The 16,765-nt window shown below is 63.0% G+C and carries 16 protein-coding genes; 8 read left to right on the plus strand and 8 right to left on the minus strand.

Translation table 11 applies throughout. The annotated features are described in order from the left end of the window. Positions 1–16: 16 nt before the first annotated feature. The 4 genes from M653_RS0115460 (at position 17) to M653_RS0115475 (ending at position 2,397) form a co-directional block, all read left to right on the plus strand. The gene (locus M653_RS0115460; RefSeq protein ID WP_027144166.1) at positions 17–439 is read left to right on the plus strand and encodes an NUDIX hydrolase; all 423 of its coding nucleotides are present in this window, start codon (positions 17–19) and stop codon (positions 437–439) included. A gap of 111 nt (positions 440–550) precedes the next feature. Further along, positions 551–928 carry a TIGR02301 family protein gene (locus M653_RS0115465; protein WP_027144167.1) on the plus strand — a complete coding sequence of 126 codons (378 nt, stop codon included), beginning with the start codon at positions 551–553 and terminating at the stop codon, positions 926–928. A gap of 352 nt (positions 929–1,280) precedes the next feature. Then, complete coding sequence (locus tag M653_RS0115470; protein ID WP_015318556.1) at positions 1,281–1,538, plus strand: hypothetical protein; 258 nt, start codon at positions 1,281–1,283, stop codon at positions 1,536–1,538. Positions 1,539–1,608: 70 nt separating this feature from the next. Continuing rightward, positions 1,609–2,397, plus strand: a complete 789-nt coding sequence (locus tag M653_RS0115475; RefSeq protein ID WP_027144168.1) for a hypothetical protein — start codon at positions 1,609–1,611, stop codon at positions 2,395–2,397. Between the two features lie 33 nt (positions 2,398–2,430). Here the strand turns inward: M653_RS0115475 and M653_RS0115480 are convergent, their stop codons facing one another. Continuing rightward, positions 2,431–3,762 (minus strand): dihydroorotase, encoded by a 1,332-nt coding sequence (locus M653_RS0115480; protein ID WP_198028787.1) that lies wholly within the window; start codon positions 3,760–3,762, stop codon positions 2,431–2,433. Between the two features lie 75 nt (positions 3,763–3,837). Between M653_RS0115480 and M653_RS0115485 the strand changes: the two genes are divergently transcribed. The 3 genes from M653_RS0115485 (at position 3,838) to M653_RS0115495 (ending at position 7,534) form a co-directional block, all read left to right on the plus strand. Continuing rightward, complete coding sequence (locus tag M653_RS0115485) at positions 3,838–4,698, plus strand: folate-binding protein YgfZ (protein ID WP_027144170.1); 861 nt, start codon at positions 3,838–3,840, stop codon at positions 4,696–4,698. Next, positions 4,698–5,333 (plus strand): HD family hydrolase, encoded by a 636-nt coding sequence (locus M653_RS0115490; RefSeq protein WP_027144171.1) that lies wholly within the window; start codon positions 4,698–4,700, stop codon positions 5,331–5,333. The genes M653_RS0115485 and M653_RS0115490 overlap by 1 nt, the downstream gene beginning before the upstream one ends. A gap of 65 nt (positions 5,334–5,398) precedes the next feature. Then, positions 5,399–7,534 carry an EAL domain-containing protein gene (locus M653_RS0115495; protein WP_027144172.1) on the plus strand — a complete coding sequence of 712 codons (2,136 nt, stop codon included), beginning with the start codon at positions 5,399–5,401 and terminating at the stop codon, positions 7,532–7,534. 15 nt (positions 7,535–7,549) lie between these two features. Here M653_RS0115495 and M653_RS0115500 read toward each other — a convergent pair whose 3' ends face one another. After that, positions 7,550–8,440 (minus strand): fatty acid desaturase family protein, encoded by an 891-nt coding sequence (locus M653_RS0115500; protein WP_027144173.1) that lies wholly within the window; start codon positions 8,438–8,440, stop codon positions 7,550–7,552. Between the two features lie 113 nt (positions 8,441–8,553). Here M653_RS0115500 and M653_RS0115505 point away from each other — a divergent pair, with 113 nt between their 5' ends. Then, positions 8,554–9,471: a LysR substrate-binding domain-containing protein gene (locus tag M653_RS0115505; protein ID WP_027144174.1), complete on the plus strand. Its 918-nt coding sequence runs from the start codon at positions 8,554–8,556 to the stop codon at positions 9,469–9,471. A 16-nt stretch (positions 9,472–9,487) separates the two neighbouring features. Here M653_RS0115505 and M653_RS0115510 read toward each other — a convergent pair whose 3' ends face one another. The 6 genes from M653_RS0115510 to M653_RS0115535 form a co-directional block, all read right to left on the minus strand. Then, positions 9,488–9,760 (minus strand): DUF3303 family protein, encoded by a 273-nt coding sequence (locus M653_RS0115510; RefSeq protein WP_027144175.1) that lies wholly within the window; start codon positions 9,758–9,760, stop codon positions 9,488–9,490. Positions 9,761–9,776: 16 nt separating this feature from the next. Next, the gene (locus M653_RS0115515; protein WP_027144176.1) at positions 9,777–11,240 is read right to left on the minus strand and encodes a RimK family protein; all 1,464 of its coding nucleotides are present in this window, start codon (positions 11,238–11,240) and stop codon (positions 9,777–9,779) included. After that, entirely contained in the window at positions 11,240–12,337 is a 1,098-nt protein-coding gene (locus tag M653_RS0115520; RefSeq protein WP_027144177.1) for a GNAT family N-acetyltransferase/peptidase C39 family protein, read from the minus strand. The genes M653_RS0115515 and M653_RS0115520 overlap by 1 nt, the downstream gene beginning before the upstream one ends. 208 nt (positions 12,338–12,545) lie before the next feature. Beyond that, positions 12,546–13,337 (minus strand): anti-sigma factor, encoded by a 792-nt coding sequence (locus M653_RS0115525; RefSeq protein ID WP_027144178.1) that lies wholly within the window; start codon positions 13,335–13,337, stop codon positions 12,546–12,548. After that, on the minus strand, positions 13,334–13,852 hold the full coding sequence (locus tag M653_RS0115530; RefSeq protein ID WP_027144179.1) for an RNA polymerase sigma factor: 519 nt from the start codon (positions 13,850–13,852) through the stop codon (positions 13,334–13,336). Before M653_RS0115530 ends, M653_RS0115525 begins: the two co-directional genes overlap by 4 nt. Before the next feature lie 172 nt (positions 13,853–14,024). Beyond that, positions 14,025–16,763, minus strand: a complete 2,739-nt coding sequence (locus tag M653_RS0115535) for a DUF2339 domain-containing protein (protein WP_027144180.1) — start codon at positions 16,761–16,763, stop codon at positions 14,025–14,027. Between the last annotated feature and the right edge of the window lie 2 nt (positions 16,764–16,765).

The raw sequence follows: 16,765 nt of genomic DNA on the forward strand, positions 1-16,765 counted from the left end.
TCGAATGAGCCTGATCATGAACGAAGCACGCAAGACACTTCCCGCCGTCTCGGTCGCCGTCGTGCGCGGCGACAGCGTACTCCTCGTGAAACGGGCACGGCCGCCTTCGCAAGGGTTCTACGCCTTTCCCGGCGGCAAGGTCGAAGGCGACGAGACACTGGAGGACGCGGCACGGCGTGAACTGATGGAAGAGACCGGCTTGCGCGCCACCGGTTTGCGCCCGCTTCGGCAAATCCACATCGACGGCAGGGACGACAGCTACCCGGTCGATTATCTCCTCACGGTGTTCGGCGCCGCCTATGCCGGTGGCGAGGCCGTGGCCAGCGACGACGCCGAGACAGCTGCCTTCTACACACTTAAAGAAATGACCCTGTTACCGCTTGCCGGCTCGGTGTTGGCGGTCGCCGAGGAACTCCTCGGTCACATTCAAACACGCTGACGCAGCACTGAAAAATCGCCTTGCAGGCGACAAATTGTTTCGTCACAACGCTTATGTTGTCTCGCCAGCCACGGTTTAGGCCATTCGGCGGACCGTAGCGGCTTTGGGCTTATGAACCGTCCGTCAATACTCCTCGCCATTTGCCTTGCCGTCAGCGCGGCCGTCCCGGTACGGCCCGCGTTCAGTGCCGAGTCGCCGTTCGAGCCGGGGCTGATGCGATTGGCGGAGGTTCTGGGGTCGCTGCATTTCCTGCGCAATCTGTGCGGGGAGAAAGGCGACCAGTGGCGGGGCGAGATGGAAAAACTGCTCGATTCGGAAAATCCCGATCCAGAACGCCGCGCCCGCTTCATCGCCAGCTTCAACCGCGGCTATCGCTCCTTCGGCGGCACCTACACCCAGTGCACTGCTTCGGCCGCTGAAGCCATCAGCCGTTATATGAAGGAAGGTGAGACGCTGTCGCGCGACATCGCCTCGCGTTATGGCAACTGAGCATCCATCAACAGATATCAGGCGCGTCGGCAAGGATCGTCGGCATATCCTACTTGTGCCTGTCCATGTCTTGGTGCAATTCTGATGTTGCACTTCTGCAACAGCGTTAATCAAACGTTACCACGCGAATGCGGAATTAACTCAAACTGAAGGTTTTCGCCCCGCAGGCCGGCCTAATCGGCTAAGTTTGATCCGGGTTGAAACGCAGCTTCGCCAAACACAATTGGCCCCTGTAAAACGCGACCAAAAAAATGTCGTATTTACAGATACTTACTTGGCGCTGCCTATGAATGGAACAGATCAAGCCTGATCCACACTGATGGGTTGCCGCTTGAAAGGGTGGACATCGCTTATGGAACATGCTGCCAACGACATCGACGCGCTGGTCAGGGAAGAGAAGCGCCTGACGGCGGTTGAGAGCCACAGCGAAGCCTGGGCGGAAGGCCTTTCGGCCGGCATCGAGCCCGAGATCATTGCCGAGGCGGCGCTCGAAACGGCATTCGGCGAAATGCTGCGCGCCAATGGCGAGACCTCGGCCCTTGCCCTGCTGGACCGTATGCGTGAAAAGGTGATTGCTGGCGCCTTCGAACCCGAGCGGCTGCGGCACTGAACCAACATCAGGTTCTTTGACGAGTAGATGCCGACCGGGCACCATGCCCGGGAGCAGGGAGATAGGGGCAGTGAATTTTCCGATGTCAGGCAGGCCGAAGGGTCTTGTCCTCTACATCCGCCTCGCTGCCTGCTGTGGCGCGATTGCCTTGGTGACGTGCCTGGCCAGCAGCCCTGCCTATGCGCTGAGCGAGATCAAAAGCGAAGAACTCCCCTCGCCGGTCACACCCTCGACGGACGACGACGCGTCGTCGCCCGGAGGCGCGATTCCCGTGCCTGGCCCGCTGGGAACGCCGCCTTCGGCCAGCCAACCGGCCGCTCCCGACGCCGCGGAGCCGGACATTCCGTCGGATGGCGGCAGCAACAGGCCGCGTGTCGATCCCCAGGCGCCCTTGCCCGAGGTCGTCTATGACCTCGGCAAGCTGCCCGAGTCCGTGCGACGCATGCATGACCTCATCATCGAAGCTTGCAAGAGCGGCGACATCGAGAAGCTCAGGCCTCTAATCGGCAAGGGCGACAGCATGACCCAGCTGTCGCTGGCCGACATCGATGGCGATGCCATCGCCTTCCTCAAAGGGCTGTCCGGCGACCCTGACGGCCAGGAGATCCTGGCCATTCTGGAGGAGGTGCTTAGCGCCGGCTACGTCCATGTCGATGCGGGCACGCCACAGGAACTCTATGTCTGGCCGTATTTCTTCGCGCTGCCGCTCGACAGGCTCGACGCCAGGCAGCGGGTCGAGCTGTTCAAGATCGTCACCGCCGGCGATTTCGACGACATGAAGCAGTTCGGCGCCTACATCTTCTACCGCGTCGGCATCACGCCCGCCGGGCAATGGTCCTTCTTCGTCGCGGGCGATTGAAGGCACGACCAGGCTGCAAGGTATTAAGAAGGCCTAACCGGGCAATGCCTCGGAGAACTCCACCGCCCTGCCCCGGCCGGGTGTAACGATTTCGCCCTCCCACATGACACGCTGACCGCGAATGACTGTGCCGACCGGCCAACCGGTCACCTCCTTGCCGTGATAAGGTGTCCAGCCGGCTTTCGAGCCGGCTTGCGCGTTGGTGATGGTCTCGCGCCGCTTCATGTCGACAATGGTGAAGTCGGCGTCATAGCCGGCGGCGATACGGCCTTTCCGGGCCATGCCGAAGATGCGCTGCGGGCCATGGCTGGAGAGATCGACGAAGCGCTGCAGGGTCAGCCGGCCGGCGTTGACGTGGTCGAGCATGATCGGCACCAGCGTCTGCACGCCGGTCATGCCCGAGGGCGAAGCCGGATAGGGCTTTGCCTTCTCCGCCAATGTGTGTGGCGCGTGGTCGGAGCCGAGCACGTCCACAATGCCCTGCGCAATACCATGCCAGACGCCGTCGCGATGGCGCTTGTCCCGCACCGGCGGGTTCATCTGGATCAGCGTGCCGAGCCGCGCATAATCGTCGGCGCTCAGCGTCAGATGGTGCGGCGTGGCCTCACAGGTCGCGACATCCTTGTGCCGTTCGAGGAACAGGATTTCCTCGGAGGTCGAAATGTGCAGGACATGGATGCGGGCGCGGACGTCGCGCGCGATGCGCACCAGCCGTTCGGTGCAGCGCAAGGCGGCGATCTCGTCACGCCAAACGGGATGCGATGACGGGTCGCCCTCAATGCGCTCGCCCAGGCGCTCGCGCAGCCGGAACTCGTCCTCCGAATGAAAAGCGGCGCGGCGGCGGGTATTCCTCAGGATCGAGGCGACGCTTTCGTCGTCCTCGACCAGCAGGTCACCGGTGGACGACCCCATGAAGACCTTTATTCCCGCAGCTCCCGGCAAACGCTCGAGGTCGCCGACATCCCTGGCGTTATCGCGGGTACCGCCAACCCAGAAAGCAAAATCGCAATGCATGCGGCCGCTGCCGCGCCGGAGCTTGTCGGCAAGCGTTGCCTCGCTGGTGGTCAACGGGTCGGTGTTGGGCATCTCGAAGACGGCGGTGACACCGCCGAGCACAGCAGCCCGCGATCCCGTTTCCAGGTCTTCCTTGTGCTCCAGTCCCGGCTCGCGGAAATGCACCTGGCTGTCGACGACACCGGGCAGGATATGAAGGCCCCGGCAGTCGATCGTCTCGCCGGCCGAGGCCTGGCGCAGATCGCCGATCGCGGCGATGCGACCGCCCTTCACGCCAATGTCGCGCAACCCCTCGCCGTCATGATTGACCACTGTGCCGCCTGTCAGGATGAGGTCATAGGTCATGGTGATGCTCTCTTGCGGGGGAGGTGTCAGCGGCTTACGTAATGGCCAACCGTTTTGCAAGATCAGGCTTTTATCCGCTCCATGCCCTTTGCCCTGCTGAAAGACCGCGCGCTTATCTCCGTCTCCGGCCCGGATGCCGAACATTTTCTGCAAAACATCCTGACCACCGATCTCGATGCGCTTGGCAATGGTGAGGCCAAGCCGGGCGCGCTGCTGACGCCGCAAGGCAAGATACTGTTCGACTTCCTGATCTCACGGGCAGGAGAAAACGCCTTCCGCATCGAATGCCGTGCCGACGTTTCAGACGATTTCATTCGCCGGCTGATGCTCTACAGGCTTCGCGCCAAGGTCGAGATTGCCAAGTCGGAACAAACGCTTGTCACTGTCGCGTGGGGAAAAGAGTCAATCGCCTCAGAAAGTGATTCAACCGCGGTTGCCGACAGGCGCTTTGGCGACGAAGGCGTCACGCGCTTCCATGCCGGCACAGCGGACGCCGGCGACATCGCCGCGTGGCAGGCCTTCCGCATCGCCTGCGGCATTGCCGAGAGCGGGTCCGACTATGCACTCGGCGACGCGTTCCCGCATGACGTGCTGCTCGACGAGATGGGCGGTGTCGGCTTCAAGAAGGGCTGCTATGTCGGCCAGGAGGTCGTGTCGCGCATGCAGCATCGGGGCACGGCCCGGCGGCGCGTGCTGATCGTCCAGGCTGGACTTCCTCTGCCCGCCGCGGGTGCCGAGCTCACCGTCGGCGGGCGCCCGGTCGGCACGCTCGGCTCGACCGCCACCGTGACCGGGCTCGCCATCGCCCGCATCGACAGGGTCAAGGCGGCGCTCGATGCCGGCCAGCCGGTCCTGGCGGACGACGTGCCAGTGACGCTCACCATCCCCGCCTGGGCCAAATTCAGTTTCCCGCAGGAAACCGCCGGCGCGGAGGATGCCTGATGGCGGCAGACCGCGCCGGTGCGCCACCACGCGCCTGGCAGCGCATGCTGTCCGGCCGCAGGCTCGACCTGCTCGACCCCTCGCCGCTCGACATCGAGATTTCGGACATCGCCCATGGGCTTGCCCGCGTCGCGCGCTGGAACGGCCAAACCAGCGGCGAGCACGCCTTCTCGGTGGCCCAGCATTCACTGCTGGTCGAGGCGCTGTTCAACGAGTTGGTGCCGCAGGCTTCGGCCGACGACCAGTTGGCGGCACTGCTGCACGACGCGCCGGAATATGTCATCGGCGACATGATCTCGCCATTCAAGTCGGTGATGGGCGGCAGCTACAAGGACTGCGAATTGCGCCTGCAGCGCGCCATCCATCTGCGTTTCTCGCTGCCTCCCGAACCGGCCGCTGCCCTGCGCAAGGAGATCAAGCGCGCCGACCAGATCGCCGCCTATTTCGAGGCTACGCTGCTCGCCGGCTTTTCGACCGCGGAGGCGACCGAGTTCTTCGGCCGCCCGCGCGGTTTTTCAGCCGAACGTTTCGACTTCACGCCACGCTCGGTGATCTGGGCACAGAATGCGTTCCTGAAGCGGTTTTCGGCGATCGAGACGTCAAGGCATCACGTTGCGACATCCGCATTAGGATAGAAAACGCTAAATTAACCGAAAGCGTCAACAGTGTGGTGTTCGATCAAACACCGCAGGGGCGCCTCATGCCCGTCGTCAAGGATGGTTCGATCGTCCCGGAACGGGTGGCCGGAGGCGTGGAGCGGTCGCGCCGCATTGAAGATGAGCTGCGCGAGCAGAACGAACGTTTTTCAGCCGCTGTCGAAAACATGTCGCATGGTCTGTGCATGTTCGACGCCGATGAACGCATGATCATCTGCAACCGCAACTACATCGACATCTTCCACCTCGACGCCAAGCTGATACGGCCAGGCATCCGCTTCCTCGATATCCTGCGGCACAGCGTCGATCTCGGCGTCGCCTCGCAAAGCGCCGACGAGCTCTATGCCATCCGCAAGCCCTATATCGACCAGGCGAAGCCTTCGACCTACGAAGAAATCCTGTCGGACGGCCGCATCATCCTTATCTCGCACCGGCCGCTGGCTTCGGGCGGCTGGGTCTCGATCTACGAGGACATTACTGAACAGCGGCGCGCCGAGCAGGATCTCAAGGAGCAGCATCGCCGCTTCGACGCAGCGCTCGCCAACATGTCGCAAGGCCTGCTGATGTACGACGCCGACGGCAAAATGATCGTGCGCAACGGGCGTTTTCTGGAACTGTACAACGTCACGGCGGCCGACTTCCCGCTTGGAACGACGCATCGCGACGCGCTCGAACGACTGCTGGAACTCGGCATCTACACGGAGATCGACGTCGACAGCGAAGTCGCCAAGGCCGAAGCCTGCCGGCGGGCGGGAAAAATGCATTCGACCTATCGCCATCTTGCCGACGGCAGGACGTTTCTGGTCGTGCGCCAGCCAATGAGTGGCGGCGGTTGGGTAGCGACGTTCGACGACGTCACGGAACGCCGCCTGGCCGAAGAGCGCATGACCCATCTCGCGCATCACGACATGCTGACCGGACTGCCCAATCGATCGATGTTTCGCGAGCGGCTCGACCTTGCGCTGGAGGATGTGGCCGCTACACCGCTCGCGATCTTCTCGCTCGACCTCGACCGCTTCAAGGCGGTCAACGACACCTGGGGACACCCCGCCGGCGACTGGCTGTTGAAGAGTGTGGCCGAAAGACTGCAGCGTTGCCTGCGCAATGATGCAGATATGATCGCCCGTTTCGGCGGCGATGAGTTCGTCGTCATCCAATCCAACTCCGTGGGCATTGCCGATGCCGAGAAACTGGCGAAACGCATCGTCGAGGCAATCGCAAAACCATTTCGCGACAAGGGCCGGGACATGCATGTCGGCGTCAGCCTGGGCATTGCCGTTTTCCCCGCCGATGGCCGTGACGCCGACACGCTGCTGAAGAACGCCGATACGGCGCTCTATCGGGCAAAGAACGATGGGCGAAACCTCTATCGCTTCTTCGAACCTGGAATGGACGCAGTGGTGCAGGCCCGCCGGGCGCTTGAAGTCGATCTGGAGGCGGCACTGCCGCGCCAGGAATTCGGTCTCGATTTCCAGCCCATCATGAACATCGCCTCGGGCGAGATCATCGGCGCGGAGGCCTTGATGCGCTGGCATTCACCAGCGCGCGGCAGGGTGGCGCCGGACGACTTCATTCCAGTCGCCGAAGAGACAGGACTGATCGTGCCGCTTGGCGAATGGGCGCTGAGGAAAGCCTGTGCGGTGGCGGCTAGCTGGCCGCCGGGGTTGCGCATCGCGGTCAATGTCTCGGCGGTGCAGCTCAAAAGCAGCGGGTTTGCCCGCAGCGTCATCTCGGCGCTGGCTTTTTCCGGCATGCCGGCCGGACAGCTGGAACTGGAGATCACCGAAACCGTGCTGATGGACGAGAGCAAAGCCGTGCTGAAAACGCTGCGCCAGTTGCGTGAGCTCGGTATCCGCATCGCGCTGGACGATTTCGGCACCGGCTATTCCTCGCTCGGCTACCTCAGACGGTTTCCGGTCGACAAGATCAAGATCGACCGATCATTCATTCGCGACATCGGCAACCGCGACACGGCGGCGATCGTTCGCACCATCATCGGGCTGGGTGCCGAGCTTGGCATCGTGGTCACGGCAGAGGGCGTCGAAACCGAGAGGCAACTCGACATGCTGCGCGACAATGGTTGTGTCGAGGCGCAAGGCTATCTGATCGGCGTGCCATCGGAGCCGGCCGAGATCCAGCGCCTATTGAAGTCGCGTGCGACGCGCAGCCAAACCGGCTGACGGCATCGGGACATGTCAGCTCAATGTTTCCAGGTATTTCTCGTGGAAGCTGACGTAGCCGGGCTCGACCACCTTCAGATGCCGCTCGATCAGCGCGTGAAACCGCGGCAATTGGTGAAACGGCACTCCGGGATAGGCATGATGCTCGGCATGAAACGGCATGTTCCAGGCCAGCTTGCGCACCACCCAATTGGTCAGCGTGGTTCTTGTGTTCTCCAGCATGTTGGCGACGAACGGACAGCGGCCATGCTCGGCCAGCAGATACAGGCGCAGGAATGGCTGCCCGAGTAGTGCGGGAATGATCCAGACATAGAGCAGCACGGTGAGCCGGAAATAGACGGTGAGCAGAATGACCACAGCGTAGAAGGCAATCATGGCGCGCGCCTCGGCCCGTACCTTGGGTCGACCTTTCGGCGGCACATAACTCTCCTGACTGCCACCACCTGCATTGGTGTACAGCGTCTTGACATGCCCCCACCACACCGGGAGGCCCGAGACGTGGACAATGTATTGCCGCAAGGTCTCGGGTTTGGGGAAAGCGAGCTCGGGATCGTTCTCCAGATCCTGCGTGTATCGGTGGTGAGCGAAATGGAAGTAGCGGAACCAGTCGGCCGGCAGCGCGATCGCCAGGCTGCACAGCCGCGCCACGCCGTCGTTCAGCCGCTGTGTTTCGAAAGCCGTGCGGTGAACCGTCTCGTGCAATAGCGTGAACAGGAACACGATCAGAATGCCCTGCGGCAACATCAGCAATGGCCAGAACGGCACCTTGGCCGCGATCAACGATCCAATGATGACAATCGCGCCCAAGTGAGCGCAGAGCTGGAACAGGCCCGCTACATCGGATTTGGTCGTCAGGCGATTGCGCTCTTCCGGTGTCAGTGACGCGATGATGTCGCGATGGTCCATCGGCTTCGATCCAGGCTGGAGATTGATGACGACCACTCTAGCCGGCGAAAAAGCTTTCCAAAAACGACGATTCCTGCGATTTGGATAAGGTAAGCTTATCTTATTGGGCGGCAATGGTCACATCTCCATCCCTGAAAGGGCTTCAGGCTTTCGAGGCTGCGGCACGTACGGGCAGCTTTGCCGCGGCGGCGGAGGAGCTGTCGGTTTCGGCCGCCGCCGTCAGCCAGCTTATCCGCACCTTGGAGGAGCAGATGGGCCGCAAGCTGTTTCAGCGGGTCAACCGGCGCGTTGTCCTCACCGAGGCCGGCGTGGAAATGCTGCCGCGGCTGACCGTGGCCTTTCAGGAGATCGGCAGCGTCTCGCGCGAGCTTGCCGGCGACGCATTCCGCCCGCGTCTCGTGGTATCGGTACCGCCATCCATGGCCATGGGTTGGCTTTCGCAGCGTCTGGCCGGCTTCGTCGCAAGCCATGGCGCCGCCGACATATCGCTCCGGGGCGATGACGACCCGGTGCCGTTCGACCGCGAGCTGATCGACATCAGGCTCTCCTACGGCCCGCATTATCGCGAGCATCCGACCGAGGACATTGCCAGGGATGCGGTCTACCCCGTCTGCGCGCCAAAGCTTGCCGGCATGATCAAGGCGGGCGGCGAGCCGCTCGCCGGGCTGCCGCTCATTCACACGGATTGGGGACCGACCGGCGCATCGTTTCCGGCCTGGCGCAACTGGTTCGAGGCGGCGGGCGCCCAATCTGGCCGGGCGGTACGGCGCGGGCTCTCGGCCAATTCGTCGCGCGCGGCCCTCGACCTCGCCATTTCGGGGCTGGGCCTGGCACTGGCGCAAGGGATCTACTGTGCCGAGGCGGTGGAGGACGGCCGGCTGGTCCGCCCCGCCAAGAGCGCAATTGCCCTGCGACAGCCCTATTGCCTGACCGTCCCGGAGCGAAGCGCAAGGCGCGACGTGGTGGCCGCGTTCCGCGATTGGCTGATCGATGAATGCCAGCGCGCCGTGGGCTCGCCGGCGCTGCGCTGACCGGGTGGGGCCATGATCAGAGGTGCGCGCTCAAGGCCGCCACCATGTCCTTGTTGGCCGCCACGGGCACGATCTCGAACTCGACCAGATCAGCCCATTCGATGACCCAGCGCTGCAGCAGCGTGACGTCATCGGTCTCCACCAGCAGGAAACAGCGGCTCATATCGGCCGCGATCCAGCTATGATGCACAACAAGCTCCTCCGGCTTCAGGCGGCCGCGGTCGCGGAACCGGCGATAGATTTCCTTGCGGTCGCAGCCGGTGAAATCCTCGATGACGATGAACTGCATGTTTCCCCTCGGTTGATTACCGTCCCGGCCTGTCCAGCCGCTCTAGGAACCACTGCGTCAGCCGCACCCAGACCTCATCCTTCTCGCCGGAATCCTCCCAGCCATGATCAAGGTTGGGGTTGTCGTTGACCTCGATGACGAAGACGCCGTCCTTGGTCTCCTTGAGGTCGACCCCATAGAGACCATCGCCGATACATCGCGCCGCCTTCACTGCCGTCTCGACGACATGAGGCGGCGTCTCCTTCAGCGTGAAGGTCTTGATGCCGCCCTGGTCGGGCTTGCCATTGGCCTTGTGGTTGACGATCTGCCAGTGCTTCTTGGCCATTAGATAATGCACGGCAAACAGCGGCTGGCCACCGAGCACGCCGACACGCCAGTCATATTCGGTCGGGATGAATTTCTGCGCGATCAGAAGATCGGAATCCTCGAGCCATTCGGTGGCAAGCGTCTTCAGCTCCTCGAAATTGGCGCATTTCTTGACACCGCGCGAGAATGACGAATCCGGGATCTTCAACACCAGGGGAAAACCCAGCGTCTGCGCCGCGAGTTCGAGATCGGAGGCGCCGGCGATCATCACCGTCGGCGGCACCGGCACCTTGTTGTAGGCCATCAGTTCGTTGAGATAGACCTTGTTGGTGCAGCGGATCATCGACAGCGGGTCGTCGATGACAGGCATGCCTTCCTGCTGGGCGCGGCGGGCGAAACGATAGGTATGATTGGAGATCGAGGTGGTCTCGCGGATGAACAGCGCATCGTAATTCGCGAGCTTGGCGAGATCCTTCCTGGTGATGGGCTCGATTTCGACCCCCATCTTTTCGGCGATCTTGGCCCAGTAGCGCAGCGAGGAGATTTCCGAGGGCGGCAATTCCTCATGCGGATCGACCAGCGTGGCGAAGGTGTACCGCGCCGGCGTGCGGCCCTTGGTGTCGCGCCACTCGCGGTTGGTGTAGGTCTCCAGGCATTGGATGAAGCTCTTTTCCTCGTCCTCGGTCATGCGCGCCAGCGGGTGGAAGCCGATCTTGCGGATCGAAGCCCATTCGGCGCTGTCCTTGATGTGGACTTCGAGCGCTGGCGCCCGGAACCAGTCGAACAACAGCTTGGCAAAACGGTCCCAGATCTTGGACGGGCCGATGCCGAAGAAGATGCAGACCTTCGCCGGGAATATACCGCCGAGATCCTTGCGGCATTTGTTGAGCGCCAGTTCCAGTTCCGGCAAGGCGTGCTCGTAGAGCTTGCGCTCCGACAGGTCGATCATCGTCTCGACGGTCGGGATGACCTTGTGGCCGCGCGAACTTGCCAGCAGTGACGCATAATAACCGCGGCTCTGGTAGCCGTAGTTGTTCGACAGGTTGATGACCTTCGGCCGCTGGCCGCGGAATAGCGAGGGATGCGCGAGATAGTCACGATTGGTGATGATCTTGTGCGGTGTCGCCACCTGGTCGAGATCGCTCTGCCTGCCGGTAAGAATGACCCAGGTCATTATCTCTTTCCCAAAGTGATGGCGGCACGCAGTCCGTCGCGACCGAACTGCGCCATGTTCATGAAGATGCCGTAAGGCACGGGAATGTTGGCGGCATCAAGGATGGTTTCCTGCCTTTCATCCTCGACCCACGGATCGTGGATCAGAATATGATCGCCATCATCGCCGATGGCCAGCACCCAGTGCGGCACCTTCTTGCCAAACATCAGGAAGCCGCTGATCAGCACCAGCACCAGTTTGCCACTAGCGAGAGCCGCCCTTATATCGTCGATGGTGAACGGACGGTAATTCACCGGGATGCCGTAAAGTTCCGCGCGGCGGCGAAAGTCGACCTGTGCCAGTTCCATGACCCGGCGCTTCTCCTCGCTGCGCACCGATTGCAGGAACAATGCGCCGTAGAAGGAAACGTAAATCTCCGCAGCAAGCCCGCTTTCGTACCCCGAAACGGCCAGACCGAATGGTTCGCAGCCGCCTGGTCCAGACATCATGAAGACGGTCGTTGCCTCGCGCCAGAGGCGGATTTCCATCACCGGGTCGGGTACGAAGCCACCATCGAAATTGGCCATGGCCATCATCAGGCAGCATGGACCGCAGGTGAACTCGCAGGTCTGCTGGTAGAACGGCACCCTGGTGGCGACCGGAAGGTCGCCGCGCAGGGTTTTTTCATAGCGTAGCGCCGTCGCGCCGTCTTCGTAGTACCCCGGCTCACGGCCAATCTTGCGGTAGCCGGCCTGCTCGTAGATATGGATGGCGCGGCCATTGTCCTCGCGCGCTTCGAGACGCAGCATCATGCGGTCGTGTTCGAAGGCTGCCTCTTCGGCCGCGGACAGTAATTGGCGGCCTATGCCGAGCCCGCCGAAGAACGGTCCGACGGCTATGGAATAGAGCCGCGCCACCCCACTGCCCTTGCGAAACAGCACGATCGCATAACCGCCTACGCGGCCATCGATTTCGGCGACCAGCGTCTCGGCGGTCTCCCGCTCGATGAACTGGCGGAAGGAGCGGCGGGAAATGCGGTCGCTCGAGAACACGGCTTTCTCGATGGCGGCGAGATCATCGACGTCTGACGCGCGGGCCTTGCGGATCTCGGCAGGCATGCGGCTTGAGAAAACCTCGATTGCGTTGCGGAAAACGGCCCCGGTCAAAAGCGTCGCGAACACCGGCCGAAGCGCCGGTATTCATCAAGCGCTATCGCTCCTTGATTAGGGCCGAATTGTGACAGTTTCCGCCACGACAGGGAAGCTGGCAAGCTTTGAACGCAATCGCTGTTTTCAAGTCAGTCGGCCGCGCAAGTTCGCAACCGGCTCAACTGGCCAGCCCGGCCAAAAGCTGGCCATACGCGCTCTTGGCCACGACCGCCAATTGCTCGCGCGGCAGCGAACCGACGACGGCACAGCCATAGCCCTTGTCCAGCCAGTAGACCGCCTGCGGACCGTCCTGCGCCGAAGCGTAGGTACCCTTGGCATTCTCGGTCGATTCCGCCGTCACGAAGAGGGATATGCGCTCGCCCTTGTCGTCTTCGTAAAGCAGCATCGCGGCCTTGCTTTCGCCGGCCGGCAGCAACCGGCCACCAACCAATTGGAAGCCGTTCGCGCTCAGGTCCGGCACCACCAGATTCAGGCCGATCCGGTTGGACAGCCAGGTCTGCAAATGATCCTTGTCGCTGGCCGGAACTTCCACCGCATGCCGCTTCTCGGCGGCATAGATGACGTGGGCGGCGATCGCCTGTTCGGCGAGCTGATCCTCCGCCGGATCCTCCTGCCCGAGGCCGCCGATGCCGGCAAAGTAGCCGCCAAATCCGCCCGTGGCGAGAAGCACGGCCGCAGCGGCGGCAAGCCACCAGCGTGAGCGTGGCACCACAACCTTAACAGGCGCTTCGCCGAGCACCACCTTGCGCAGGCGCACTGGTACAGCCTCATCCAGTACGCCGGCAAAAGCCGAGCGCAATGCCTCCCGGTCGGCGGTGAAGCGGGCGCTCCTGGCCTTCATCTCGGGATTGGAGTCGAGCCAGGCATCGTAGGCGGCACGTTCATCGGGCGGCAGTTCGCCGTCGAGCGCCATGTGGATGTCCCGTTCGGAAAAATCGCGGCGGATCATTTCTCGACGATCCTTATGGCTCGGCGGCGTGCTGTGTCGTCCAGCAACCCACGCAGTTCCTCACGGCCACGCGCGATGCGCGACATCAGCGTGCCCGCGGGCACACCCAGAATGTTGGCGGCTTCGGCATAGGAAAAGCCCTCAATGGCGACCATGACCAGCGCCGCGCGGCGATCCGGGCTGATCGCCTGCAATGCGTCGATGATCTCGCGCGAAGCGATGCCCTCCAACTGTTCGGGCGGCTGCGCAACCGTCTCGCCCGCCTCCAGCGGCAGCATCGCCGCTTCGCCGCGGCGATTCACCTTGCGCATCTGGTCGATGAACAAATGATGCATGATCGTAAACAGCCACCTCCTGGGGCTTTCTCCTGTCTGCCAATTGTCGAGCCGCAACAGCGCGCGCTCAAGACAGTCCTGAACGAGATCGTCGGCAGCATCGCGGTCGCGCAAAAGCGAGCGTGCGTAGCGTCGCAGGCGCGGTATTTCGCCAAGGATTGCTGCCTTTTTTTCGTTCATGACCGCTGGTTCTGAGGTCGCCCTTGTTGATCTCGATTGAACGCGCCTTCCCGGCACGGCGCAAGCGGCCAGCGCGAAGCGGTCCACCGCTCCGGTCACCCAAGCAACGAGATAACGCCGGCGGGTGCCGGTTTATTCCCGACCGGCAAGGAAAACCAATGATCGCAGGCGATTATCCTTTTTCCTTCGCCGCCCGCGTCAAAAGCCGCTGGTAGAACAGGCCAATGCCGATCAGCACCGCACCCAGACCGATAAAGGACAGCGCCCTGAGTACGCCCTCCAGTTCCGACATGTCGAAGAGGAAAACTTTCAGCACAGCAACCGCGATCAGCCCGGCCGAAGCAATGCGCAGAACCTGCGATTTCAGCCAGACGCCAGCCGTGAGCAGCGCCACGCCGATCGCCAGCCAGAGTGCCGAATAGGTATAGGTCTCCAACTGGCCAAGGCCACTCCACAAGCCGATGAACTCACCCTTGAACAGGCGCCTCACCGACAGCGTGGCATAGGCGAAGGCAAGCAGCGCCGCCACCAGCGCCAGCATGGCCGAATACCATTTCGGCCGCTTGCCCCTGCTATAGAGCGCCAGACCGCCGGCGGCGACGGCCGGCACGAGATAGGCCAGGAACAAAAGATTGAAAACCGGAATCCGACCGGTCGATTCGTCGGTGAACAACGGATTGAGCACCAGGAAATGCTGGATGACGACAAAGGCGACCGAGACCACGCCCACCGCCATCGAAGCATAGCGCAGCACCGAACTTGGCGAGCGCCTGTCGATGGCGATCAGGATGGCTCCGGCACCGATTGCGATCAGCGTGTAGATCGCTTGTTCGGCGAGCGTCGGCGCGTCGCTGTTGATGACGCCGCCATGCATGGCGTGGCGCACCAGCATGGCGAGCGTCAGCAGCGCGAACAGTGTCGCCGCCGCATCCATGGCAAGGCGCGGTCGGCCATCGGTAGTGTTGGCGAGCTGCCAGGCCGCGAAGCCGAAGGCGAGCGCCGGCACGCCATAGCCCGGCAACAACCAGTTGAAGACCGGTGTCGTTGACAGGAACTCGGCGCCGACGATCGTCGGGTCGAAGGCGACGCGGCCAAGCACCGCGATGACGGCGGCGACTGAAATCCAGCCGAGCACAGGATACGAGCGCCAGCGCGTGGCGAGCGCCGGCACGATTGCCGCGGCACCGAGCAAGGTGGTGGTCCAGCCGGAATCAAAAGCCATATGCAGCATCAGGAGTCCGGCGACCGCTGCGCCACCCAAGGCAAACGACACTGCCACGCCGCCCCTGAGCGGCGGTTCGTCAGCCCGCGCGATCCACTCGCCGCCGGCGGCGAAGACCACGACCAGCAGGGCCGCAACGGCGGCATAGACAAAGTCACGGTCGAGATTGCCGAAGGTGAACCAGAGCGCCAGCAGGATGACCAGAGGCGCGATGACACCCCATGCAGCCCACGAGGCTGCTCGGATCTGCGCCGAGGCGGCGAAACGGCGCGCGGCCCAGAGACCGGCGGCAACGAAGACCACGCCAAGTCCGATGCCAAGGCGCAAGCTCAGCGCGTTGGCCGTGGCCAAAGGCACCCCATCAACACCCAGAGCGCCGCTCGAAAAATCGGAAGCGATAGAGGTCGGCGGGATGATGCCGAGATAGATCAGTACCGTCGCCAGTCCCGCGGCATAAAGCAGTGGCAGCGCCAGCGGGCGGTAGAGCGCGACCGCTACCATCACCATAAGCAGCACCGCGCCCGGCAAGGCATCACCGGCAGCGGCGAAGACCGGGTCAACCGAGAGGCCCAGCGCCGAGAAGGCGACGAACAGTCCAGGCACGATGGACGGCCAGTCAAAGGACCTTGCTGGTCCGGTCTCGTTGCCGCGACTGCTCAGCCAGACAAGGGCAAGCACAGCCAGCGTCACAGTGTCGATGAACAGGATCGCGGAAAGGTTCGCGCCCGGTGCGTCGGTCATGTAGAGGATGGTCCAGATGCCGGTGCCGAAAAAGGCGGCCGCCATCAGCGCTTTCCAGTCGCGCATGCGGGCGATAACGCCGGTGGCGGCGAGCACGATTGCGAGATAGCCGAACAACGCCCAGGGATTGGGCGCCTGCGAAGCGATCAGCACCGGCGTCACCATGGCGCCGACTAGACCGATGCCAGCCAGCGCCTGGCCATGGACGAGAGCGGCGGCGATGGTTGCAATGCCGATCGCACCAAGCAACGTGAAGGCAAGCGCCGGGCCGATGAAGCCGTAAACGCCATGGGCGGCATAGACGGTGCCGAACAGGATGAAGGCGCCGGCTGCCGTGAGGATCGCCGGAATATAAGCGCCGGCAACACCTTGCACCGGCACCTTGAATCCAGTGCGACGAATGAACTCGCCGGCGGCGACCAGCACCAAACCGAGCACGGCCGCCATGGTGAGCCGCACGCCGGGGCCGAAAATGCCGGCCTCGATGGTGTAGCGGATCAGGAACAAGCCGCCCAGAGCAAGTGCAATGCCACCGACCCAGACCGCCCAACGCGTGCCGAGCGCGGTTTCGACGTCGGACTGGCGAGCGGCTTTGGCGACCGCGGCCGGCGCGACCTCTGGCGTTTTCGGTGTTGCCTCGGGGGTGCTCCAGGGACCGGGCACACTCTCTGCGGCCGGGATTTCCGCCTCGGTGGCCTGTACCGGCGCGGGCTCGCTGATTGCTGCCGGGGCGATATCGGCCGCGGGCGCGGCCACCGGTGCCGTGTAGGCCTCGCCCTCGGCCGCTTCCTGTTCCGACGGCCTGGCCGCGAACGGCACCGCGCCCGAAAGCACGAGACTGCGCAACGCGCCAAGTTCGCGCTCGATCAGGCCGATCCGGCTCTGCTGGCGCGAAATGATGACGAACAAGGCGATGATGGCGACAAGGCCGATCAGGCTTTCAAACATGG

The organism is Mesorhizobium sp. WSM3626, from assembly GCF_000513935.1.
Classification (GTDB): Bacteria; Pseudomonadota; Alphaproteobacteria; order Rhizobiales; family Rhizobiaceae; genus Mesorhizobium; species Mesorhizobium salmacidum.